Source organism: Streptomyces sp. NPDC020884 (assembly GCF_044333935.1).
GTDB lineage: Bacteria > Actinomycetota > Actinomycetes > Streptomycetales > Streptomycetaceae > Streptomyces.
Genome location: NZ_JBIRRY010000008.1, coordinates 329,690 through 351,944, shown reverse-complemented (window position 1 = coordinate 351,944; position 22,255 = coordinate 329,690). Strand labels below are relative to the sequence as shown.

Annotated in this window: 21 protein-coding genes; 14 read left to right on the top strand and 7 right to left on the bottom strand. The window is 72.6% G+C overall.

The window, feature by feature from the left end; translation table 11 throughout:
* Positions 1-67: 67 nt before the first annotated feature.
* From ACH4UK_RS25205 to ACH4UK_RS25185, 5 genes are all read left to right on the top strand, one after another.
* Entirely contained in the window at positions 68-1,525 is a 1,458-nt protein-coding gene (locus ACH4UK_RS25205) for a CitMHS family transporter (RefSeq protein WP_398359777.1), read from the top strand.
* Complete coding sequence (locus tag ACH4UK_RS25200; protein WP_398359775.1) at positions 1,525-2,853, top strand: MFS transporter; 1,329 nt, start codon at positions 1,525-1,527, stop codon at positions 2,851-2,853. The genes ACH4UK_RS25205 and ACH4UK_RS25200 overlap by 1 nt, the downstream gene beginning before the upstream one ends.
* Positions 2,854-2,979: 126 nt before the next feature.
* Positions 2,980-4,353: an ABC transporter ATP-binding protein gene (locus tag ACH4UK_RS25195; RefSeq protein WP_398359773.1), complete on the top strand. Its 1,374-nt coding sequence runs from the start codon at positions 2,980-2,982 to the stop codon at positions 4,351-4,353.
* A gap of 160 nt (positions 4,354-4,513) precedes the next feature.
* The gene (locus ACH4UK_RS25190) at positions 4,514-5,908 is read left to right on the top strand and encodes an aldehyde dehydrogenase family protein (RefSeq protein ID WP_398359772.1); all 1,395 of its coding nucleotides are present in this window, start codon (positions 4,514-4,516) and stop codon (positions 5,906-5,908) included.
* Positions 5,909-5,948: 40 nt separating this feature from the next.
* Positions 5,949-7,076 (top strand): Zn-dependent alcohol dehydrogenase, encoded by a 1,128-nt coding sequence (locus tag ACH4UK_RS25185; RefSeq protein WP_398359770.1) that lies wholly within the window; start codon positions 5,949-5,951, stop codon positions 7,074-7,076.
* A 45-nt stretch (positions 7,077-7,121) separates the two neighbouring features.
* Here ACH4UK_RS25185 and ACH4UK_RS25180 read toward each other — a convergent pair whose 3' ends face one another.
* Both ACH4UK_RS25180 and ACH4UK_RS25175 read right to left on the bottom strand, forming a co-directional pair.
* Positions 7,122-8,105: a DMT family transporter gene (locus tag ACH4UK_RS25180; RefSeq protein WP_398359768.1), complete on the bottom strand. Its 984-nt coding sequence runs from the start codon at positions 8,103-8,105 to the stop codon at positions 7,122-7,124.
* Between the two features lie 73 nt (positions 8,106-8,178).
* Positions 8,179-8,880 (bottom strand): TetR/AcrR family transcriptional regulator, encoded by a 702-nt coding sequence (locus ACH4UK_RS25175; RefSeq protein WP_398359766.1) that lies wholly within the window; start codon positions 8,878-8,880, stop codon positions 8,179-8,181.
* 84 nt (positions 8,881-8,964) lie between these two features.
* On the opposite strand from ACH4UK_RS25175, the gene ACH4UK_RS25170 reads away from it, so the two are divergent.
* From ACH4UK_RS25170 to ACH4UK_RS25160, 3 genes are all read left to right on the top strand, one after another.
* Positions 8,965-10,116 (top strand): acyl-CoA dehydrogenase family protein, encoded by a 1,152-nt coding sequence (locus ACH4UK_RS25170; RefSeq protein WP_398359764.1) that lies wholly within the window; start codon positions 8,965-8,967, stop codon positions 10,114-10,116.
* 88 nt (positions 10,117-10,204) lie between these two features.
* Complete coding sequence (locus tag ACH4UK_RS25165; protein WP_398359763.1) at positions 10,205-10,495, top strand: YiaA/YiaB family inner membrane protein; 291 nt, start codon at positions 10,205-10,207, stop codon at positions 10,493-10,495.
* Between the two features lie 87 nt (positions 10,496-10,582).
* Positions 10,583-11,215, top strand: coding sequence for a TetR/AcrR family transcriptional regulator (locus ACH4UK_RS25160; protein WP_398359762.1), 633 nt, complete (start codon positions 10,583-10,585; stop codon positions 11,213-11,215).
* Here the strand turns inward: ACH4UK_RS25160 and ACH4UK_RS25155 are convergent.
* Complete coding sequence (locus tag ACH4UK_RS25155) at positions 11,206-11,667, bottom strand: MaoC family dehydratase (RefSeq protein ID WP_398359760.1); 462 nt, start codon at positions 11,665-11,667, stop codon at positions 11,206-11,208. The genes ACH4UK_RS25160 and ACH4UK_RS25155 overlap by 10 nt on opposite strands.
* 113 nt (positions 11,668-11,780) lie before the next feature.
* On the opposite strand from ACH4UK_RS25155, the gene soxR reads away from it, so the two are divergent.
* Positions 11,781-12,248, top strand: coding sequence for a redox-sensitive transcriptional activator SoxR (gene soxR / locus ACH4UK_RS25150; RefSeq protein WP_398359758.1), 468 nt, complete (start codon positions 11,781-11,783; stop codon positions 12,246-12,248).
* 8 nt (positions 12,249-12,256) lie between these two features.
* On the opposite strand, the gene ACH4UK_RS25145 is transcribed toward soxR, so the two are convergent.
* Complete coding sequence (locus ACH4UK_RS25145) at positions 12,257-12,871, bottom strand: hypothetical protein (RefSeq protein ID WP_398359756.1); 615 nt, start codon at positions 12,869-12,871, stop codon at positions 12,257-12,259.
* Between the two features lie 234 nt (positions 12,872-13,105).
* On the opposite strand from ACH4UK_RS25145, the gene ACH4UK_RS25140 reads away from it, so the two are divergent.
* Positions 13,106-13,588: a GNAT family N-acetyltransferase gene (locus tag ACH4UK_RS25140; RefSeq protein ID WP_398359755.1), complete on the top strand. Its 483-nt coding sequence runs from the start codon at positions 13,106-13,108 to the stop codon at positions 13,586-13,588.
* Between the two features lie 28 nt (positions 13,589-13,616).
* On the opposite strand, the gene ACH4UK_RS25135 is transcribed toward ACH4UK_RS25140, so the two are convergent.
* The gene (locus tag ACH4UK_RS25135; RefSeq protein ID WP_398359753.1) at positions 13,617-14,897 is read right to left on the bottom strand and encodes an exo-beta-N-acetylmuramidase NamZ domain-containing protein; all 1,281 of its coding nucleotides are present in this window, start codon (positions 14,895-14,897) and stop codon (positions 13,617-13,619) included.
* 202 nt (positions 14,898-15,099) lie between these two features.
* On the opposite strand from ACH4UK_RS25135, the gene ACH4UK_RS25130 reads away from it, so the two are divergent.
* From ACH4UK_RS25130 to ACH4UK_RS25115, 4 genes are all read left to right on the top strand, one after another.
* Positions 15,100-15,870, top strand: coding sequence for an SDR family oxidoreductase (locus ACH4UK_RS25130; protein WP_398359751.1), 771 nt, complete (start codon positions 15,100-15,102; stop codon positions 15,868-15,870).
* Positions 15,867-17,609: a long-chain fatty acid--CoA ligase gene (locus ACH4UK_RS25125; RefSeq protein WP_398359749.1), complete on the top strand. Its 1,743-nt coding sequence runs from the start codon at positions 15,867-15,869 to the stop codon at positions 17,607-17,609. The genes ACH4UK_RS25130 and ACH4UK_RS25125 overlap by 4 nt, the downstream gene beginning before the upstream one ends.
* Before the next feature lie 48 nt (positions 17,610-17,657).
* Positions 17,658-18,251, top strand: coding sequence for a TetR/AcrR family transcriptional regulator (locus ACH4UK_RS25120; RefSeq protein ID WP_398359747.1), 594 nt, complete (start codon positions 17,658-17,660; stop codon positions 18,249-18,251).
* A gap of 330 nt (positions 18,252-18,581) precedes the next feature.
* Complete coding sequence (locus tag ACH4UK_RS25115) at positions 18,582-19,916, top strand: M28 family metallopeptidase (protein WP_398359745.1); 1,335 nt, start codon at positions 18,582-18,584, stop codon at positions 19,914-19,916.
* Positions 19,917-19,982: 66 nt separating this feature from the next.
* On the opposite strand, the gene ACH4UK_RS25110 is transcribed toward ACH4UK_RS25115, so the two are convergent.
* Positions 19,983-21,197 (bottom strand): acyl-CoA dehydrogenase family protein, encoded by a 1,215-nt coding sequence (locus ACH4UK_RS25110; RefSeq protein WP_398359743.1) that lies wholly within the window; start codon positions 21,195-21,197, stop codon positions 19,983-19,985.
* A gap of 4 nt (positions 21,198-21,201) precedes the next feature.
* Positions 21,202-22,224, bottom strand: coding sequence for a phosphotransferase family protein (locus ACH4UK_RS25105; RefSeq protein WP_398359741.1), 1,023 nt, complete (start codon positions 22,222-22,224; stop codon positions 21,202-21,204).
* Between the last annotated feature and the right edge of the window lie 31 nt (positions 22,225-22,255).

The following is a 22,255-nucleotide window of genomic DNA, read 5'->3' as shown; positions in this document are numbered from 1 at the left end:
GGGCCCCTAACGTCGTCCGGACCGCCGAGACCGGTGGGAGTTCAAGGATGAACGTTAGGTATCCCCCATGCTGACAATCCTCGGCTTCGCCATGATCGCGACCTTCCTGGTCCTGATCATGACGAAGAAGATGTCGCCGATCGCGGCGCTGGTACTGATCCCCGCACTGTTCTGTGTCGCCGTCGGGCAGGGAGCGCAGCTCGGCGACTACGTCATCGAAGGCGTCGGCAACCTCGCGCCCACCGCCGCCATGCTGATGTTCGCCATCGTCTACTTCGGCGTGATGATCGACGTCGGCCTGTTCGACCCGATCGTCCGGGGCATCCTGAAGTTCTGCCAGGCCGACCCGATGCGGATCGTCGTCGGTACGGCGGTGCTCGCCGCGATCGTCTCGCTGGACGGCGACGGCTCCACCACCTTCATGATCACCGTCTCGGCGATGTATCCCCTCTACAAACGCCTGAAGATGAGCCTCGTCGTGATGACCGGTGTCGCGGCCACCGCCAACGGCGTCATGAACACCCTGCCCTGGGGCGGCCCCACCGCCCGTGCCGCCACCGCGCTCAAGCTGGACGCCTCCGAGATCTTCGTGCCGATGATCCCGGCGCTGGCCGTCGGGCTGCTCGCCGTGTTCCTGCTGGCGTACGTGCTCGGCCGCCGGGAGCGCACGCGCCTGGGCATGCTCACCCTCGACGAGGCGCTCGCCCGCGAGCCCGAGCCGCAGACCGTGTCGGCCGGCGCGGCCGGGACCGGCGGCGAGGACCGCCTCCGCAAGGGCGCCGCCGCCTCCGGCTCCGGTTCCGCGTCCGGCCACCCGGGTGCGGGCGCCGGCGGCGCGAGCGCAGGCGACGAGAACGACGAGAGCGACGAGGACGAGGAGGAGTTCAAGGGCCTCGACCCGAACCGGTCCACCCTCCGTCCGAAGCTCTACTGGTTCAACGCCGGACTCACCGTCGCCCTGCTGACAGCGATGATCATGGAACTGCTGCCGATCCCGGTGCTCTTCCTCCTCGGCGCGGCCCTCGCCCTCACCGTCAACTTCCCGCACATGCCCGACCAGCGGGCCCGGATCGCCGCCCACGCCGACAACGTCCTCAACGTCTCCGGCATGGTCTTCGCCGCCGCCGTGTTCACCGGCGTCCTCACCGGCACGGGCATGGTCGACCACATGGCCACATGGGTCGTCGGCGCCGTCCCCGACGCGATGGGCCCGCACATGGCCATCGTCACCGGCGTCCTCAGCCTGCCGCTCACCTACTTCATGTCCAACGACGGCTTCTACTTCGGCGTCGTCCCGGTCCTCGCCGAAGCCGGGGCCGCCCACGGCGTCTCCCCGCTGGAGATCGCCCGCGCCTCCCTGGCCGGACAGGCCCTGCACATGTCCTCGCCGCTCGTGCCCGCCGTGTACGTGCTCGTCGGCATGGCGAAGGTCGAGTTCGGCGACCACACCCGCTTCACCGTCAAGTGGGCCGTGCTCACCTCACTCGTCGTGCTCGGCGCGGGCATCCTCTTCGGCACCATCTGATGGTTCGGCGCCCTGGGGCGGCACCCGCACCGCGACCCGGGCCCGGCAGGGGCTGGCTGCTGCGCCTCGTCATCGCCTTCGCCTTCGCGCAGGGGGCGGTGTCCATGGCGCGGCCCGCCGTCTCCTACCGGGCCCTCGCGCTCGGCGCGGACGAGGCCGCCATCGGCGTGATCGCCGGGGTGTACGCCCTGCTCCCGCTGTTCGTCGCGGTGCCGCTCGGCCGCCGTACCGACCACGGCCGCTGCGCACCCCTGCTGCCGCTCGGCGTTCTGCTGATCTCCGGCGGCTGCGCGCTCAGCGGCATCGCCTCCTCGCTGCCCGCGATGGCCGCGTGGAGCGGGGTGATGGGCCTCGGCCACCTGTGCTTCGTGATCGGCGCGCAGTCGATCGTGGCCCGGCAGTCCGCGCCCGAGGAACAGGACCGCAACTTCGGGCACTTCACCATCGGGGCCTCGCTCGGCCAGCTCGTCGGCCCGGTCGCGGCGGGTGCGCTGATCTCCGCCGAGGGCGGTGCTCTGGGCCGTACGAGCGCCCTCGCGCTCCTTGTCTCGGCAGGGGTCTGCGCGGTCGCCCTCACCTCGCTCCGGCGCATCGAACACCGCCGGGCGACCGGCTCCGGGGGCAAGCCCGGCCGGCGGGTCCCGGTCCGCGCGATCCTGGGCGCACGCGGCGTCCCGGCGGGCATCCTCATCAGCATGGCGGTGCTGTCCGCCACCGACATCCTCACCGCCTACCTGCCGGTCGTCGGCGAGCACCGCTCCATCGCGCCGCTCACCGTCGGACTGCTGCTCAGCCTCCGGGCCGCCGCGACGATCGCCTGCCGGCTGGTGATGACGCCGCTGCTGCGGCTGCTGGGCCGCAGAGCCCTGCTGGCCGGCAGCTGTCTGCTCGCCGGGCTCCTCTGCGCGGGCGTCGCCCTCCCCGTGCCCGTCCCGGCCCTCGCCGTCATGCTCGCCGTGCTCGGCTTCTGCCTCGGCGTCGGCCAGCCGCTGTCCATGACCACGGTGGTCCGGGCCGCCCCCGCCGGGGCCCGGTCCACCGCGCTCGCCCTCCGGCTGACCGGCAACCGGCTCGGCCAGGTCGCCGCCCCCGCGGTGGCGGGCCTGATCGCGGGCGCGGTGGGGGTGGCGGCCCCGTTCGTGCTGCTCGGGGTGGGGCTGTTCGGCGCGGCGGGACTCGGGCTGCGCGACGGCGGACGTACGAAGTCCGCACCCGTGCCGCCGGATTCCGGGCCCGCTCCCGGTGGCCCCGCCGACGCCGTGCCACCGGACACCGCGCCGGCCGCGGAACCGCCGACCGTCCGGAGCGGGACCGAGCCCTCCGGCTGACCGTCCCACCCGACACCCACGCCCCAACCTTCGCGCGAGTCATTCCCACACCCCGCCCGGTGGGCTAGCTTCCCCACAACGCCGCTCCCCACCGCGATGCCACCACTTCCCTTCGGGCGGACCCTCATGACGCGCGCGATCTCCCTGCACCATGTCAGCAAGACCTACGGCCGGGACCGGCGGGCCGTCGACCGGTTCACGCTCTCCATCGACCCGGGCGAGTTCGTCGTGCTGCTCGGCCCCTCCGGCTGCGGCAAGTCCACCGTGCTGCGCATGATCGCGGGCCTGGAGGAGATCACCGAGGGCGACCTGTTCCTCGACGGGGAGCACGCCAACCACACCCCGCCGCGCGAACGCGGCATGGCGATGGTGTTCCAGAACTTCGCGCTCTACCCGAGCATGACCAACCGGGCCAACATCGGATTCCCGCTGAAACTGGAGAACCCCCGCGAGGACAGCACCGCCCGCGTCGAGGCCACCGCCCGGATGCTCGGGATCGGGCACATCCTCGACCGCTACCCGGCGCAGCTCTCCGGCGGTGAGCGCCAGCGGGTCGCGATGGGCCGGGCGATCTCCCGCCGGCCCTCCGTGTTCCTGATGGACGAGCCGCTCTCCAACCTCGACGCGAAGCTGCGCAGCCATCTGCGCGCCGAGATCGCCCTGCTCACCAAGGAACTCGGCGTCACCACCGTCTATGTGACGCATGATCAGGCCGAGGCGATGTCCCTCGGCGACCGGGTGGCCGTGCTGCGCGGCGGGGTCCTCCAGCAGGTCAGCTCGCCCCGCGAGGTCTACGCCCTGCCGGACAACGTCTTCGTGGCCGCCTTCATCGGCACCCCGCGCATCAATCTCCTCCAGGCCGTCGTGCACGCGCCGCTGGAGGGCCGGATGTCGATCGACCTCGGCCGGCAGCGGCTCGCCCTGCCCGAACCTCTCAGCCCCGACCACCAGTTGCTCCGGATCCAGCAGGGCCGGCGGATCATCGTGGGGCTGCGCTCCGAGGCGGTCCGGATCGCCCCGCCCAGCCAGGCCCGCCCCGGCGAGGTCGCCCTGAGCGGCATCGTCGAGCACGTCGAGTACCAGGGGCACGAGGCGCTGGTCCACCTCAGGACCGGCTCGCGGCCCGCCGTGGTCCCGGACCTGGAGTCCGCCCAGCCCCGGGCGATGCCCCGCCGTCGTAGGGCGGCGGCCGGCGGGGGAGGCGGGGTCGGCGTCCTGGAGCGGCTCAGGGGCCGGGCCGCCGGCCGGATCAGCGGACCCGTCGTCACCCTCGACGAGCCCGCCGCCGACCCCACGGAGCTCCGGGGCCCCGACCACCCCGCCATCCCCTCGGGCGACCTGGTCGTGCGGACCGGACCCGATATGCGGCTGCGGACCGGGGGGCAGGTGCCGCTGCTGGTGGACCTGGCCCACCTGTACGTCTTCGACCACTACGGCCGCCGCATCTGCCCGCTGCCCCAGGACGCCCCCGGACTGGACGACGCCCCCCGGGCGCATTGACCGGCGTCGGCCTCCGCGACCGATCGCGCCGGGCGTGACCGGGGTCTCGGGTGGCTCCCTGGCGTCAGAAAACTAACGGCGCTAGTTTGGGCGGGTGCGACGTGTGCCCCGCGCCGCACGGCTTCGGCGCTCCGCACAGCCCGTCCGGGAGGAAAAAGCCATGAAGGCCCACGACCAGATGTACATCGACGGCGCCTGGCGGCCCGCCGCAGGCCAGGACACGATCGCGGTCGTGAATCCGGCCGACGAGCAGGTCATCGCCCACGTGCCGGCGGGAACGGCCGAGGACGTCGACGCGGCGGTGCGGGCCGCGCGCGCCGCCTTCCCCGCGTGGGCCGCGACCCCGCCCGCCGAGCGCGCCGCCCGGCTCACGGCGCTGGCCGACGCGCTGGCCGCCCGCAAGGACGCGCTGGCCGAGACGATCACGGCCGAGCTGGGCTCGCCCCTGCCGCTGTCGCAGATGGTCCACGCGGGCGTGCCCGTGCTGGTGGCCGCCTCGTACGCCGAACTGGCCGCCCGCCACGCCTTCGAGGAGCGGATCGGCAACTCCACCGTGCTGCTGGAGCCGGTCGGCGTGGTCGGCGCGATCACCCCCTGGAACTACCCGCTCCACCAGATCGTCGCCAAGGTCGCCCCCGCGCTCGCCGCGGGCTGCACCGTCGTCCTCAAGCCCGCCGAGGACACCCCGCTCACCGCCCAGCTCTTCGCGGAGGCCACCGAGGCGGCCGGACTGCCGCCCGGGGTCTTCAACCTCGTCACCGGCCTCGGACCGGTCGCCGGCCAGGCGCTCGCCGCCCACGAGGACGTCGACCTGGTCTCCTTCACCGGCTCCACCGCCGTCGGCAGGCAGATCGGCGCCACCGCCGGGGCCGCCGTCAAGCGGGTCGCGCTGGAGCTGGGCGGCAAGTCCGCCAACGTGATCCTGCCCGGCGCGGACCTCGCCAAGGCGGTCAACGTCGGCATCGCCAACGTGATGACCAACTCCGGCCAGACGTGCAGCGCCTGGACCCGGATCCTCGTCGACGCCGAGCGGTACGACCAGGCCGTGGAGCTCGCGGCGAACGCCGTCACCAAGTACGTGCCCGGCGAGCGGGTCGGCCCGCTCGTCAACGCCAAGCAGCAGGCCCGGGTGCGCGGCTACATCGCCAAGGGCGTCGAGGAAGGCGCCCGGCTGGTCGCGGGCGGTCCGGACGCGCCCCTGGAGACCGGCTACTACGTCAGCCCCACCGTCTTCGCCGACGTCACCCCGGACATGACGATCGCCCGCGAGGAGATCTTCGGCCCGGTGGTCTCGATCCTGCGGTACGAGGACGTGGACGACGCCCTGCGGATCGCCAACGACACCGTGTACGGGCTCGCCGGGGCCGTGTGGGCCGCGGACGACGAGGAGGCGGTGGCCTTCGCCCGCCGGATGGACACCGGGCAGGTCGACATCAACGGCGGGCGCTTCAACCCGCTGGCCCCGTTCGGCGGTTACAAGCAGTCGGGCGTGGGGCGCGAGCTGGGGCCGCACGGTCTGGCGGAGTACCTCCAGACCAAGTCGCTCCAGTTCTGAGCCCCCTCAACCCTTCGCGTCGACACCAAGGAGTCTGTTCGTGGTCCGCGCCGCCGTACTGCCCGCCGTCGGAGCTCCGTTGGAGATCACCGACATCGTCCTGCCGGAGCCCGGCCCCGGCCAGGTGCGTATCGCGCTCGCCGCCGCCGGGGTCTGCCACTCCGACCTGTCCCTGTCCAACGGCACCATGCGTGTCCCGGTGCCGGCCGTGCTCGGCCACGAGGGCGCGGGGACGGTCCTGGCGGTCGGCGAGGGCGTCACGCAGGTGGCCCCCGGCGACGGCGTGGTCCTCAACTGGGCCCCCTCCTGCGGGGCCTGCTTCCACTGCGGGATCGGCGAGGTCTGGCTCTGCGCCGACGCCCTCAAGGGGACCGCGGGCCTCCACGCCCGTACGGCGGACGGAGTCGACCTCCACCCCGGCCTCAACGTCGCGGCCTTCGCGGAGGAGACCGTCGTCGCCGCGAACTGCGTGCTCCCCGCCCCCGAGGGCATCCCGCTCACCGACGCCGCCCTCCTCGGCTGCGCGGTCCTGACCGGCTACGGGGCGATCCACCACAGCGCCCGGGTCCGCGAGGGCGAGAGCGTCGTCGTCTTCGGGATCGGCGGCGTCGGCCTCGCCGTGCTCCAGGCCGCCCGGATCGCGGGCGCCTCCCGGATCATCGCGGTCGACGTCTCCCCGGCCAAGGAGGAGCTGGCCCGGAAGGCGGGCGCCACCGACTACGTCATCGCCTCCGCCACCACCCCGCGCGAGATCCGCAAGCTGACGGGCGGCCAGGGCACGGACGTCGCGGTGGAGTGCGTCGGCCGGCCGGCGACCATCCGGGCCGCCTGGGAATCCACCCGGCGCGGCGGGCGCACCACGGTCGTCGGGATCGGCGGCAAGGACCAGGAGGTCACCTTCAACGCCCTGGAGATCTTCCACTGGGGCCGGTCCCTGACGGGCTGCGTCTACGGCAACAGCGACCCGGCCCGCGACCTGCCCGTCCTCGCCGAGCACATCCGCGCCGGCCGCTTCGACCTGTCGATGATGGTCACCGAGCACATCGGCCTGGACGGCATCCCCGCTGCCTTCGACAACATGATCGAGGGCAGGGGCGGCCGCGCTCTGGTCGTGTTCCAGGGGCGGCCGGATACCCCCGGGGCCGAGAGGCCCGGCGTGCCCGGCTGACCGTGCCGCCCCCGCCCGCCGCGTCCCGCCCCACCCCGGAGAGGATCACGAGGTCCGTTCCGCTCGGCGCTCCTCGGCCGGGCGGGGGGCCTCCACCGGCCGGTCCGGCTGTCCGGGGGCGGGCACGGTCCGCTGACGGCTCCGGGAGACCGCCACCCCGGCCAGGCACAGCACCCCGCCGGCCACGCCGAGCAGGGTCGGCACCTCGTCCAGCACCGCCCACGCCATCGCCACGACGAGCGCGGGAACCGCGTACGTGGTCGCGCCCATCCGGCCCGCGGTGGTCCGGGCCAGCGCGTAGCCCCAGGTGGTGAAGGCCAGCGCGGTCGGGAAGACGCCCAGGTAGACCATGTTCAGGGTGGCGGACAGCGGCGCGTCGGCCGCGTCGGAGATCAGCATCCCGGTGAACGGGAGGCAGGCGACGGCCCCGATCAGGCAGCCGAAGGTGTTGATCTGGAGCGAGGAACCGTGCGCGAGGGCCGGCTTCTGGCTCACCACGCCCAGCGCGTACACCACCGCGGCCAGCAGGCACAGCGCCACGCCCAGCACGGAGGAGCCGCCGTGCCCGGACATCGCGAGGCCGACGACGACCGCGCCCGAGAACGAGATGCCCATCCCCAGCAGCAGGCGGCGCGGCAGTCCCTCGCCGAGCATCCGGGCGCCCAGCAGCGCCATCAGGATCGGCCCGATGTTCACCAGCATCGCCGCCGTCCCGGCGTCGACCTCCTGCTCGCCCCAGTTGAGCGCCACCATGTACAGCCCGAACCACAGCACGCCGGAGGTGACGATCCCCCGCCAGGCGCCGCGCCCCGGCAGCCCCTCCCGGCGGACGAGCAGGATCGCCCCGAGCACCAGGGCGCCGGTCGCCAGCCGCCCCAGGGCCAGGGCGCCGGGGGAGTAGGCCTCGCCCGCGCTGCGGATCGAGACGAAGGCGGAGGCCCACAGCACGACGGTGGTGCAGGCGGCGGCGGGGGCCCGCCAGCGGTGGGCCGGCGGGGAGACCGGAAGGGGCGTCGGGGTCGTCGTCATGGCCACGACCGTAGAGCCGGAAACGCTTCGGACCCCACCGAATTGTCGAGGACCGTCAATCGACGGGTCTCGGTCAGGGGCGGTTCGGGGCCGGCCGAACCGTCGCCGGGCCGGCGGACCCCGTCCGTCCGTGCCGCTCCGGGAGCTGCTCGTACTGGAGCGCCAGGCCGTCCAGCAGGGCCCGCAACCCGGTCTCGAACGCCCCTTCGTCGACCTGGCGGCGGTGGTCGGCCAGCAGGTGGGCCTGGCCCAGGTGCGGGTAGTCGGCGGGGTCGTAGGCGGTCTCGTCGTCGACGAATCCCGCGGCGAAGGAGCCCAGCGCCGAGCCGGTGATGAAGTAGCGCATCAGGGCCCCGATCCGGGTGGCCTGGGCGGGCGGCCAGCCCGCGCCGGTCATCGCCCCGAACACCGCGTCGGCGACCCGCAGCCCGGCCGGGCGGCGCCCGGGGCCCCGGGCCAGGACCGGGACGATGTGCGGGTGCGCGGCGAGGGCGGCCCGGTAGGACAGTGCCCAGTCGTGCAGGGCCGCGCGCCAGTCGCGCGGGTCCGACTCTTCGAACATCGACAGATCGACCTGTACGGAGACCGCGTCGGCGACGGCGTCGAGGATCTCCTCCTTGTTGCGGAAGTGGTTGTAGAGCGAGGGCCCGCTGACCCCCAGGACGGCCGCCAGGCGGCGCGTCGAGACGGCGTCGAGCCCCTCGGAGTCCACGAGCGCGCTCGCCGCCCCGACGATGCGGTCTCTGCTGAGGAGGGGCTTGCGCGGTCGGGCCATGCGGCTCATAGTAGGGCCTGCGAACCAGAAACTAGCAGTGCTAATTAAAGTGGCGCTCAGAAGAAGCGAGTGGGGTGGCGCACGATGGACCTGACGCTCAGCGAGGAGCAGGAAGCTGTCCGGCGACTGGCCGAGGACTTCGTCGCCCGCGAGGTCGCCCCGCATGTCGTCGCGTGGGATCGGGCCGAGAATGTCGACAGGTCGATCGTCGGCAAGCTCGGGGACCTCGGCTTCCTGGGACTGACGGTCCCCGAGGAGTACGGCGGCTCCGGCGGCGACCACCTGTCCTACTGTCTGGTCACCGAGGAGCTGGGGCGCGGCGACTCCTCCGTGCGCGGCATCGTCTCCGTATCGCTCGGTCTGGTCGCCAAGACCCTCGCGTCCTGGGGGAGCGAGGAGCAGAAGCGCGCCTGGCTGCCCCGGCTGACGTCGGGCGAGGCGATCGGCTGCTTCGGCCTCACCGAGCCCGGCACCGGCTCGGACGCCGGAAACCTCGCCACCAGGGCCGTCCGCGACGGCGGAGACTACGTCATCAACGGCACCAAGATGTTCATCACCAACGGCACCTGGGCCGATGTCGTCCTGCTCTTCGCGCGGACGAACGACACCCCGGGCCACCGGGGCGTCTCCGCCTTCCTCGTCCCCACCGACGCCCCCGGCCTCACCCGCCACACCATCCACGGCAAGCTCGGCCTGCGCGGCCAGGCCACCGCCGAACTGGTCCTCAGTGACGTCCGGATACCGGCGTCCAGCCTTCTCGGACCCGAGGGCAAGGGCTTCTCCATCGCCATGTCCGCCCTGGCCAAGGGGCGGATGTCGGTCGCGGCGGGCTGTGTGGGCATCGCCCAGGCCGCCCTGGACGCGGCCGTGCGGTACGCCGGGGAGCGCGAGCAGTTCGGCAAGACCATCGCCCGCCACCAGCTCGTCCAGGAACTGCTCAGCGACATCGCGGTGGACGTGGACGCCGCCCGGCTGCTGACCTGGCGGGTCGCCGACCTGATCGACCGGGGCCAGGAATTCGCCACCGCCGCGTCCAAGGCCAAGCTGTACGCCTCCGAGGCCGCCGTCCGCTGCGCCAACAACGCCCTCCAGGTCTTCGGCGGCTACGGCTACATCGACGAGTACCCGGTCGGCAAGCTGCTGCGGGACGCCCGCGTGATGACGCTCTACGAGGGCACCAGCCAGATCCAGAAGCTGATCATCGGCCGCGCGCTGACGGGCGTCTCCGCGTTCTGACCGGCGCCCGGGTTCGTACGGGTGTCTGAGTACCGGCCTGAGTAGGGGCACGGATGTGGCCTGCGCCACCTCGGCGGATGCTGAACCCATGAGTGACACGACATCGGTCAAGCAGCAGAGCACCGCCGCCTTCTACGGCCAGGCCGTCGCCTCCTTCATGGTGGCGATCGGCGCGGTGGCCCTCGGTATCTTCTTCCTCGACGCGGACGGCTGGGTGCGCGGCTTCCTCGCCATCGGCGTGCTCTACCTCGTCACGTCCTCCTTCACGCTGGCCAAGGTGATCAGGGACCGCCAGGAGGCCGGGCAGATCGTCAGCCGGGTGGACCAGGCCCGGCTGGAGAAGATCCTCGCCGAGCACGACCCCTTCCAGAAGCTCTGACCGGCAGGACCGGCGGGGCAACCCCTAAGCGCTTGCTCAGGTTCGGGGTATGGTGTGCGTCCTGCTGACGGAGAGGGGTCCTGGGCGATGAGTGCGGCGGAGGGGACGAGCGGCGAGGACGTGCCGTGGGGCGAGGTCACGCCGGAGGCGGCCCGACGGCTCCTCGTCGCCGCCGTGGACGCCTTCGCCGAGCGCGGGTACCACGCGACCACCACCCGGGACATCGCCGGCCGGGCCGGGATGAGCCCGGCCGCGCTCTACATCCACTACAAGACCAAGGAAGAGCTGCTCCACCGGATCAGCAAGATCGGCCACGAGCGGGCCCTGTACGTCCTCGACGCCGAGGCCGAGCGGGACGGCACGGCCACCGAACGGCTCGCCGAGGCCGTCCGCTCCTTCGTCCGCTGGCACGCGGAGCGCCACACCACCGCCCGGGTCGTGCAGTACGAGCTGGACGCCCTCGGTGACGAGCACCGCACCGAGATCGTCGCGCTGCGGCGCAGGAGCGACGCGGTGGTGCGCCGGATCATCAGCGAGGGGGTGCGGGACGGTGAGTTCGACGTCCCCGACGTCCCCGGCACGACGCTCGCGGTGCTGTCCCTCTGCATCGACGTGGCCCGCTGGTTCAACGCCCAGGGCAGCCGTACGCCCGACGAGGTCGGCGAGCTGTACGCCGACCTCGTGCTGCGGATGGTGGGGGCCCGGCAGGATCAGAAGTAGTAGCGGGACACCGACTCGGCGACACAGGCCGGCTTCTCGCTGCCCTCGCGCTCGACCGTGACGACCGCCGTGACCTGCACGCCGCCGCCCACCTCGGTCACGTCCCGGAGCACCGCCGTGGCCCGCAGCCGCGAGCCGACCGGGACGGTCGAGGGGAAGCGGACCTTGTTGGTCCCGTAGTTGATGCCCATCTTCATGCCCTCGACCCGCATCACCTGCGGTACCAGCGCGGGCAGCAGCGAGAGCGTCAGATAGCCGTGCGCGATGGTCGTGCCGAACGGCCCGTCCTTCGCCCGTTCCGGGTCCACGTGGATCCACTGGTGGTCGCCGGTCGCCTCGGCGAACCCGTCGATCCTCTGCTGCTCGATCTCCAGCCAGTCGCTGTGTCCCAGCTGCTCGCCCACCCCGTCCCGCAGCTCCTGCGCGGACGTGAAGATCCTCGGCTCTGCCATGTTCCCGGTCCCTGCCTTCCGGCTCGACGCGCTGTCCGGCGCGATGTCTAAGCGCTTGCTCAGCATCGTCGTGCGCCGCGTTCCTGTCAACGACATGGCAGTAGGTTTGGGGGGTGCCCCAGATCCCGCAGACACTCCACGAACTCTCGGTCGGCCAGCTGTCGGCGCGCAGCGGCGCCGCCGTCTCGGCCCTGCACTTCTACGAGTCCAAGGGCCTGATCAGCAGCCGCCGCACCAGCGGCAACCAGCGCCGCTACTCACGGGACGCACTGCGCCGGGTCGCCTTCGTCCGGGCGGCCCAGCGGGTCGGCATTCCGCTGGCCACGATCCGCGACGCGCTCGCCGAACTGCCCGAGGGGCGCACGCCCAACCGTGAGGACTGGGCCCGCCTCTCCGAGGTCTGGCGCAAGGAACTCGACGAACGGATCGCGCAGTTGCACCGCCTGCGCGACCATCTGACCGACTGCATCGCCTGTGGCTGTCTGTCGCTGGAGACCTGTGTGCTGTCCAACCCCGACGACATCTCCGGCGAGCGGATCACCGGCTCCCGCCTGATGCCCGAGCGCAAGCAGCCCTCCTGAACACCGTCTCACGCCGCGGCGGCGGCCTGCCTCCGGTGCCACGGCAGCCGGGCCCTGGCCAGCGTGCGGTCGGTCAGCGCGGGCTGCGGCACCGCGATGCCGCAGCCCGTGCACACCGGGCCCGCCCACGGCTGCTCGCCCCGCTCCTGCCGCCACTCGATGCCGGTGCCCGCGCAGACCGGGCAGGCGGAGCCGGGGCCGGAGCCGAGCGCCGCGATCAGGCGGCGCAGGACCTCGGCGAGCGGCTCGGTGGGGTGGATCCCGGGGTCGCAGCAGCGGGCCACCCCGTGACCGCCCCAGGTGCGGCGGTGCCAGTCGTCGAACGCGCCGGGCCGCCGCACCCCCGCGTGCTTCTCGCGCCGCCGCCGCTCGGCGAACCCCGCCTCGTACGCGAGCCAGACGGCCCGCGCCTCCTCCAACTCGTCCAGCGCGCGCATCAGACGCGCCGGATCGGGCGCCCGGTCCTCGGGACCGATCCCGTGCCGGGCACACAGATGGTCCCAGGTCGCCCGGTGCCCGTACGGGGCGAACCTCTCCAAACACTTGCGCAGGGAATACCGCCGCAGGGCCAGGTCACCCAGCGGATCGCGGACCTGTCTCGCAAGACTCCGGAAACCGGCCATGACACCGCCACCTCCGTCGCTCGTCCTTGGACGTCAAGGAATGGACGTACGCCTGCCCGTTTCGGCTCCATCGAAAGATGAAATCCGTCCATTGGCTGAGATTCCCCATGTGGGGCGGGGTATCGCGGGAGGGAGCGGAACGGCGCGCGGGCGGGTGGTGCGAGGGCGTGCGGTCCTCGCGCCCCTGCCCGAAACCCGTTGGCGGCATCACGGTTCGTGCGGTTGGGTTCCCCCATGACTGCAGTTCGCCCGTGCCTGGAGAAGGTCACCCGCGACAACGTACTCGCCGCCTGTCGGCTGGAAGTCGCACCCGAGCAGCGCGAGTTCGTCGCCCCGGTCGCCCGGTCCCTGGCCGAGGCCTACGTACATCCCGACATCGCCTGGCCCCGGCTGATCTGTGACGGCGAGCGCATCGTCGGCTTCGTGATGGCCTTCTTCGACGTGCCGTTCGACTTCGACGCCGCCGTGCCGGACGCCCCGCCCCGCTCCGGCCTCTGGCGGCTCGCCGTGGCCGCCGGCGAGCAGGGCCGGGGCTACGGGCGGTTCGCCGTCGGAGCGGTGAACGAGGAGATCCGCCGGCGGGGCGGGACCGTCTCGACCGTGACCTGGCACCCCGGCGAGGGCGGGCCGGAGGAGTTCTACCTCCGGCTCGGCTACCGCAGGCGGGGCCTCACCGACGACGGCGAGTACCTCGGCGACCTGGACCTGACCGGCTGAACCGCCGGCCGGGTCCGGGCCGCCCGCGCTATCCGCCGTACCGCAGATACCTCCGCCGCTTCGCCCGGAACGCCGACAGGTCCTCCTGCCAGGCCCGTACCACCGTGTCGGTGTCCGCGCCCGCGTCGATCAGCGTGCGGACCCGGGTGTTCCCGGTGAGCTTGTCGATCCAGTGGTCCGGCCGCCAGGCGAAGCCGCTCCACGTCTGCTTCGCCGTCACCAGCAGGGCGATCCCGGTGCGGACCGGGTCGAAGACCTCCCGGTCCTGGACGTGCACCTGCACCCCGCCCACCGTCTTCCCCTCGAACTTGGAGAACACCGGCGCGAAGTACGCCTCGCGGAAGGCCACCCCCGGCAGCTCCAGCGCGTTCGCCGCGGCCGCCCAGCGGTGGTCGATGCCCTCCGCGCCCAGCAGCTCGAAGGGGCGTGTGGTGCCCCGGCCCTCGGAGAGGTTCGTGCCCTCGAAGAGGCAGGTGCCGGAGTAGACGAGAGCCGTCTCGGGCGTCGGCATGTTCGGGCTCGGCGGCACCCACGGCAGCCCGGTCTCGTCGAAGAAGTCCGAGCGCCGCCACCCCGACATCGTCACCACGTCCAGCCGCACCGGATTCTCGTGCAGGAACTCCGCGTTGAAGAACAGCGCCAGCTCCGCCACCGTCATCCCGTGCGCCTGGGCGATCTCCCGGCGGCCGACGAACGTGGCGAACGCCGGGTCCAGCACCGGGCCCAGCGCCGCCCGCCCGGTCACCGGGTTCGGCCGGTCCAGGACGACGAGACGCTTGCCCGCGAGCGCGGCCGCCTCCATGCAGTCGTACAGCGTCCAGATGTACGTGTAGAAGCGGGCCCCCGCGTCCTGGATGTCGAAGACGACGGTGTCCACGCCCGAGGCGGTGAAGACGTCCGCCAGCGGCTGCCCGCTCTTGAGGTACGTGTCGTAGACCGGCAGCCCGGTCGCCGGGTCGTCGTAGCGGCCCTCGGAACCGCCCGCCTGCGCGGTGCCCCGGAAACCGTGCTCGGGCCCGAAGACGGCGGTCAGGTTCACCCGCGCGTCCGGGTGCATCACGTCGACGATGTGCCGGACGTCCGCGGTGATGCCGGTCGGGTTGGTGACGATCCCGACCTTCTGGCCCCGCAGCAGCCGGTAGCCGTCGGCCGCCAGCCGGTCGAAGCCGGTACGCACCCGGCCGCGCCCAGGCCCCGAGCCGCGTCCGGGTGCGGCCGACGCGGCGGCCGGGCCGGTGCCCGCCGCCGTCGCCGCGAGCGCCCCCACGGCGCCTCCCGCGGCCAGCAAACCACGTCGGGACAGGCTCATTCCGCTACCTCCATGATCGCGCCGACTGTCATGGCCACGCACGCTAGCGCGGGCCGGGGCGCTACGGAACGACCTGGGCCGCGCCGATTCCGCCGGCCGGTCCCGGTCCTGGCTCCCGGGCTCCGGCGGGCCTGTTCCGGGCCCTTCCCCGATCACATACCGACCGGTTAGTCTGCCGATGCAGCCGGATGGGAAAGGCGGGATGACGATGGGTACGGTGCAGGGCGCCGGCGTGGTGGTCACAGGGGCCGGAGGCGGCATCGGAGCCGCTCTGGCCCGCAGGTTCGCCGCCGGGGGTGCGCGGGTCGTGGTCAACGACCTCGACCTCGCGCGGATCGAGCCGCTCGCCAAGGAGATCGGCGGCTTCGCCGTCGCCGGGGACGCCTCGGGCGTCGTGGACGCGGCCCGGGAGGCGCTGGGGGGCACGGTGGACGTCTACTGCGCCAACGCGGGCCTGGCCTCGCCCGGTGACGCGTTCGCCGACGAGGAGGTCTGGGCCGCCGCCTGGGACGTCAACGTGATGGCCCACGTCCGCGCGGCCAAGGCCCTCCTGCCGGACTGGCTGGAACGCGGCAGCGGCCGTTTCGTCACCACCGCCTCCGCCGCCGGGCTGCTGACGATGATCGGCGCGGCCCCCTACAGCGTCACCAAGCACGGGGCGGTCGCCTTCGCCGAGTGGCTCTCGCTCACCTACCGCCACCGCGGGATCAAGGTCCACGCGATCTGCCCGCAGGGCGTGCGCACGGACATGCTCACCGCCGCCGGATCGGCCGGCGAACTGGTGCTCGCGCCCGGCGCCATCGAGCCGGACGCCGTCGCCGACGCGCTGTTCGAGGCGATGGACGCCGACCGCTTCCTGGTCCTGCCGCACCCCGAGGTGGCCGGCTACTACCAGGCCCGCGCCGCCGATCCCGACCGGTGGATGGGCAACATGAACCGCCTCCAGCAGAAGTGGGAGGCGAGCGGCGCATGAGCGACCCGACCTCCGGCGCCCCGGCCCCCGGCGACCCGACCTCCGGCGACCCGGTTTCCGGCGCCTCCGCTTCCGGCGGCTCGATTTACGCCGCCCAGCCGTGGCTCGCCCTCCTCAGTGACGCCCAGCGCGCTCCCGTCACCCCGCCCGCGACCCTGCTGCACGCCTTCCGGGAGGCCGTCCGGCGCGCGCCCGAGCACCCGGCCCTGGCCTACTTCGACGGCCGCCTGAGCTACCGCGAGACCGACGCGCTCTCCGACGCGGTGGCCGGGCGCCTCGCCGGCCGAGGACTGCGGCGCGGCGACCGGGTCGCGATCATGCTGCAGAACAGCCCGCACTTCGTCCTCGCGCTGCTCGGCGCGTGGAAGGCGGGGGCCACCGTCGTCCCGCTCAACCCGATGTACAAGTCCGGCGAGGTCGGCCATGTCCTCCAGGACGCCGGGGTCACCGCGCTGATCTGCTCGGACCGGGCGTGGGAGGCGTATCTCCGGGACACCGCGGCGGCGGCCCCCGGCCTCACCATCGCGCTCACCGCCTGCGAGCTGGACTTCCAGAGCGTGAACGACCCCCGTGTCCTCGGCTTCGAACGCCTCCCGGCGCCCGGCCCCGACGACCTCGCGGAGGACCTGCTGACCTTGGCCCGCGCCGGGGACCCGGCCCCGGAGGGACGGGAGCTCACCGCCGCCGACGTGGCGCTGATCAGCTACACCTCCGGGACCAGCGGCACCCCCAAGGGCGCGATGAACGCCCACGGCAACATCATGGTCAACGCCGAACGCCAGCGCACCGGCCACCCGATCGCCGAGGGCTCCGCCTACTTCGCGCTCGCCCCGCTCTTCCACATCACCGGCATGGTCTGCCAGCTCGCCGCCTGCGTCGCCAACGCGGGCACCCTCGTCCTCGCCTACCGCTTCGAGGCGGGCGTCGTCCTGGCGGCCTTCGCCGCACACCGCCCCGCCTACACCGTCGGGCCGTCCACCGCCTTCATGGCCCTGGCCGCGCACCCGGACGTCACCCCGGACCACTTCGCCTCGTTCCGGGTGATCTCCTCCGGCGGCGCGCCCCTGCCGCCCGCGCTCGTCGAGAAGTTCCGCGCCGGCTTCGGCCCGTACATCCGCAACGGCTACGGACTCACCGAGTGCACCGCCCCCTGCGCCGCCGTCCCGCCGGAACGCGAGGCCCCCGTCGACCCGGTCTCCGGCACGCTCTCCGTCGGCGTCCCCGGACCCGACACCGTCGTGCGGATCCTCGACGAGGACGGCCGGGAGGTGCCCTTCGGGGAGCAGGGCGAGATCGCGGTGCGCGGCCCCCAGGTCGTCTCCGGCTACTGGAACCTCCCCGAGGCCACCGCCGCCGCCTTCCCCGACGGGGAGCTGCGCACCGGCGACATCGGGTTCATGGACGCGGCGGGCTGGCTGTACGTCGTGGACCGCAAGAAGGACATGATCAACGCCTCCGGGTTCAAGGTGTGGCCCCGCGAGGTGGAGGATGTCCTCTACACCCACCCGGCGGTGCGCGAGGCGGCCGTCGTGGGCGTGCCCGACGCGTACCGGGGGGAGACGGTCCGGGCCTACGTCAGCCTGCGTCCGGGCGCCGCCGTGGACCCCGGCGAGCTGGGCGCGTACTGCAAGGAACGGCTCGCCGCGTACAAGTATCCGCGCGAGGTGGAGATCCTGACCGAGCTGCCGAAGACGGCGAGTGGGAAGATCCTCAGGCGGGAACTGCGTTCCCCCCGTTAGAACCGCGTCGAACAGCGTATGCACGGAACGAAAGGAAGGTGGCGGCTCATGGCCAAGGCGACGGATCAGAACGGCGCTCCCGTCCCCCAACGGCTGCTGGCCGCCGCCACCCGGCTCTTCGCCGAGCGGGGGTACGACCGCACCTCGGTCCAGGAGATCGTCGAGGCGGCGGGCGTCACCAAGGGGGCGCTCTACCACTACTTCGGCTCCAAGGAGGACCTGCTCCAGGAGGTCTACGCCCGGGTGCTGCGGCTCCAGCAGGAGCGCCTGGACGCCTTCGCGAACGCCGAGGCGTCCATCGAGCAGCGGCTGCGCGACGCGGCGGCCGACGTGGTCGTCACGACCATCGACAACCTGGACGACGCGGCGATCTTCTTCCGCTCCATGCACCACCTGAGCCCCGAGAAGAACAAGCAGGTGCGCGTCGAGCGCCGCCGCTACCACGAGCGCTTCCGGGCCCTGATCGAGGAGGGCCAGCGCGGCGGCGTGTTCTCCTCGGCCACCCCCGCCGACCTGGTCGTCGACTACCACTTCGGCTCGGTCCACCACCTCTCCACCTGGTACCGCCCGGATGGCCCGCTCAGCCGCCAGGAGGTCGCCGACCACCTCGCCGACCTGCTGCTGCGCGCCCTGCGCCCGTAGGGGGCCGCGGCGGTACGGAGCCGAGCCGGGGCCACCCGGTGGCCCGCTCCACCGGTCGGGGTGAGTCTGGATATATGACGTATGTCCTGCCTCCCGATGAGGCGCCAGGGTTCGCGGGCACGACTCTGTTCGTTAATAGAACGGTTCTGTCCGGTTTCCGCTCTTGACGGAGCACTGTCACTTCCTTGAGCATCGGTCACGCATTGCGCACCTCTGGGCCCCCGGGGCCTCTCGTCCCCGGGCCCATGCTCCAGGACCCGGCCGGATCACCACACGGCCGGGGACCCCCCGCACGTTCCGTCAGTCCCCAACGGAATCCGGAGCTCGTGAATGAGACCGAACCGCTTCACCCTGCGCAGATCTCCCGCGGCCGTCGCGGCCGTCGCCCTCGCCGCCGTCCTCGGAGCCGGGGCGCCGGCCGCCCAGGCCGTCGGCCCGGCAGCGCCGGCAGCCGCCGTGGCCGCCCCCGACATCCCGCTGGCGGCCGTCAAGGGCCACCTCACCCAGTTCTCGACGATCGCCGCGAACAACGGCGGCAACCGCGCCCACGGCCGCCCCGGCTACAAGGCGTCCGTCGACTATGTGAAGGCCAAGCTCGACGCGGCCGGATACACCACCACGCTCCAGCAGTTCACCTCCGGCGGAGCCACCGGATACAACCTGATAGCCGACTGGCCCGGCGGCGACCCGAACCAGGTCCTGATGGCCGGGGCCCACCTCGACTCCGTCTCCTCCGGTGCCGGGATCAACGACAACGGCTCCGGCTCGGCCGCCGTGCTGGAGACCGCACTCGCCGTCGCCGGCACGCAGTACCAGCCCGACAAGCACCTGCGGTTCGCCTGGTGGGGCGCGGAGGAGCTGGGCCTGGTCGGCTCGAAGCACTACGTCAACAACCTGCCGTCCGCCGAACGCTCCAAGCTCTCCGGCTATCTGAACTTCGACATGATCGGCTCGCCCAACGCCGGCTACTTCGTCTACGACGACGACCCGGTCATCGAGAAGACCTTCAAGGACTACTTCGCCGGCCTGTCGATCCCGACGGAGATCGAGACCGAGGGTGACGGCCGCTCCGACCACGCCCCGTTCAAGAACGTCGGCGTCCCCGTCGGCGGCCTCTTCACCGGTGCCGGCTACACCAAGTCCGCCGCCCAGGCGCAGAAGTGGGGCGGCACCGCGGGGCAGGCCTTCGACCGCTGCTACCACTCGTCCTGCGACAACACGAGCAACATCAACGACACCGCGCTGGACCGCAACAGCGACGCCGCCGCCCACGCCGTCTGGACGCTGTCCTCCGGCACCGGCGAACCGCCCACCGGCGAGGGCGTGTTCAGCAACGCCGCCGATGTCGCCATCCCGGACGCGGGAGCGGCGGTGACCTCGCCGATCGCGGTCACCGGGCGAACGGGCAACGCCCCGGCCACCCTTCAGGTGGGCGTCGACATCAAGCACACCTACCGCGGTGACCTGGTCGTCGACCTGCTCGCGCCGGACGGCAGCGCCTACCGGCTGAAGAACTCCAGCAGCGGCGACTCGGCCGACAACGTCGTCGCGACGTACACGGTCAACGCCGCCGGCGAGGTGGCCAACGGCTCCTGGAAGCTCCGGGTCCAGGACGTGGCCCGTCAGGACACCGGCTACATCGACAGCTGGAAGCTCACCTTCTGACCGTCGACCGACCGGCAGCGGCCCCCTCCCGAAGAGCACCTCGGGAGGGGGCCGCACCGCTGTCCCTCACACGTACCGCTTGATCTCCCGCCTGGCCAGCGACCGCTGGTGCACCTCGTCCGGCCCGTCCGCCAGCCGCAGCGTCCGCGCCGAGGCCCACAGCTCCGCCAGCGGGAAGTCCTGGCTCACCCCGCCCGCGCCGTACAGCTGCACCGCGGAGTCCAGGATGTCCACCACCGCACGCGGAGTGGCGATCTTGATGGCCTGGATCTCGGTGTGCGCGCCCTTGTTGCCCACTGTGTCCATCAGCCAGGCCGTCTTCAGCACCAGCAGCCGCAGCTGCTCCACCGTGACCCGGGCGTCCGCGATCCAGTTCTGCACGACGCCCTGCTGGGCCAGCGGCTTGCCGAACGGCGTACGGGCCACCGCCCGCCGGCACATCAGCTCGATGGCCCGCTCCGCCATCCCGATCAGCCGCATGCAGTGGTGGATCCGCCCCGGACCCAGCCGCGCCTGCGCGATGGCGAAACCGCCGCCCTCCTCGCCGATCAGGTTCGCCGCCGGCACCCGCACGTCGTGGAAGACCACCTCGGCGTGACCGCCGTGCGAGTGGTCCTCGTACCCGTACACCCGCATGGCGCGCCGCACTTCGAGGCCCGGGGTGTCGCGGGGCACCAGGATCATCGACTGCTGGCGGCGGATGTCCTCGCCGTCCGGGTCGGTCTTGCCCATCACGATGAAGACCGCGCAGTCCGGGTTCATCGCCCCGGAGATGTACCACTTGCGGCCGTTGACGACGTAGTCCCCGCCGTCCCGGACGATCCGGGTCTCGATGTTCGTCGCGTCCGAGGACGCCACGTCCGGTTCCGTCATCGCGAACGCGGAGCGGATCTCCCCGTCGAGCAGCGGCTCCAGCCACTGCTTCTTCTGCTCATCGGTGGCGAACTGGAAGAGCACCTCCATGTTCCCGGTGTCCGGGGCCGCGCAGTTCAGCGCGGTCGGCGCGAGATGCGGGGAGCGTCCGGTGATCTCCGCGAGCGGCGCGTACTGGAGGTTCGTCAGCCCGGCCCCGTACTCCGCGTCGGGCAGGAAGAGGTTCCACAGACCCTGCCGCCGGGCCTCGGCCTTCAGTTCGCCCACGATTGCCGGGGTGTCCCACGGCGAGGAGAGCAGCGCCCGCTGTTCCTCGGCGACCTGCTCGGCCGGATACACGTGCTCGTCCATGAACGCGAGCAGCCTGCTCCGCAGGTCCTCGGTACGGGCGTCGAATGCGAAGTCCATGGGTTCAGCCTTCCTGGAGGGTGGTGAGGCCGTGCTCGATGAAGACGGGGACCAGATCGCCGATCCGGTCGAACCCCGGGCCGACGGTCCGGCCCAGGGTGTAGCGGTAGTGGATGCCCTCCAGGATCACGGCGAGCTTGAACCACGCGAACGCGGTGTACCAGGAGATGGCGGAGGCGTCCCGGCCCGAACGGGCCGCGTAGCGCTCGATCAGCTCGGCGGGGGACGGATGCCCGGCCGCTCCGCTGGTGGTGGAGACGGGCGACTCCGGTAGCCCGAGGTCGGAGCTGTACATCACGAGCAGCCCGAGGTCGGTCAGCGGATCGCCGAGCGTGGACATCTCCCAGTCGAGGACGGCCTTGATCCGGTCGTCGGAGCCGAGCAGCACGTTGTCCAGGCGGTAGTCGCCGTGCACCACGGTCGGGGCGGGGGAGGAGGGCAGCTCACGGCCGAGCGCGGCGTGCAGCTCGTCGACGCCCGACAGCTCCCGGTTGCGGGAGGCGTCCAGCTGCTTGCCCCAGCGCCGCAACTGCCGGTCCAGGAAGCCGTCCGGCCGCCCGAAGTCCCCGAGCCCCACCGCCCGCGGGTCCACGGCGTGCAGGTCGACCAGGGTGTCGACGAGCCCGAGGACCGCCGCCCGGGTGCGCTCGGGTCCCAGCGGGGCGAGCTGCTCGGCGGTGCGGTACGGGGTGCCCTCGACGTACTCCATCACGTAGAACGGAGCGCCGATCACCGTGTCGTCCTGGCAGAGCAGCAGCGGCTCCGGCACCGGTACGGCGGTGGGGTGCAGCCCGCTGATCACCCGGTGCTCGCGCGACATGTCGTGCGCGGTGGCCAGCACATGGCCGAGCGGAGGTCTGCGCACCACCCACCGGCCCGTCCCGTCGCTGACGACATACGTGAGGTTCGAGCGGCCGCCCTCGATCAGCCGCGCTTCCAGGGGTCCGCTCACCAGCCCCGGCCGCTCGCGGTCGAGATGGCCGCGCAGCAGCTCCGGGTCGAGTCCTGGTGGGGGGACTGGGCTCATGGTGCGTACCTCCGGAGTGACGGAACGATCG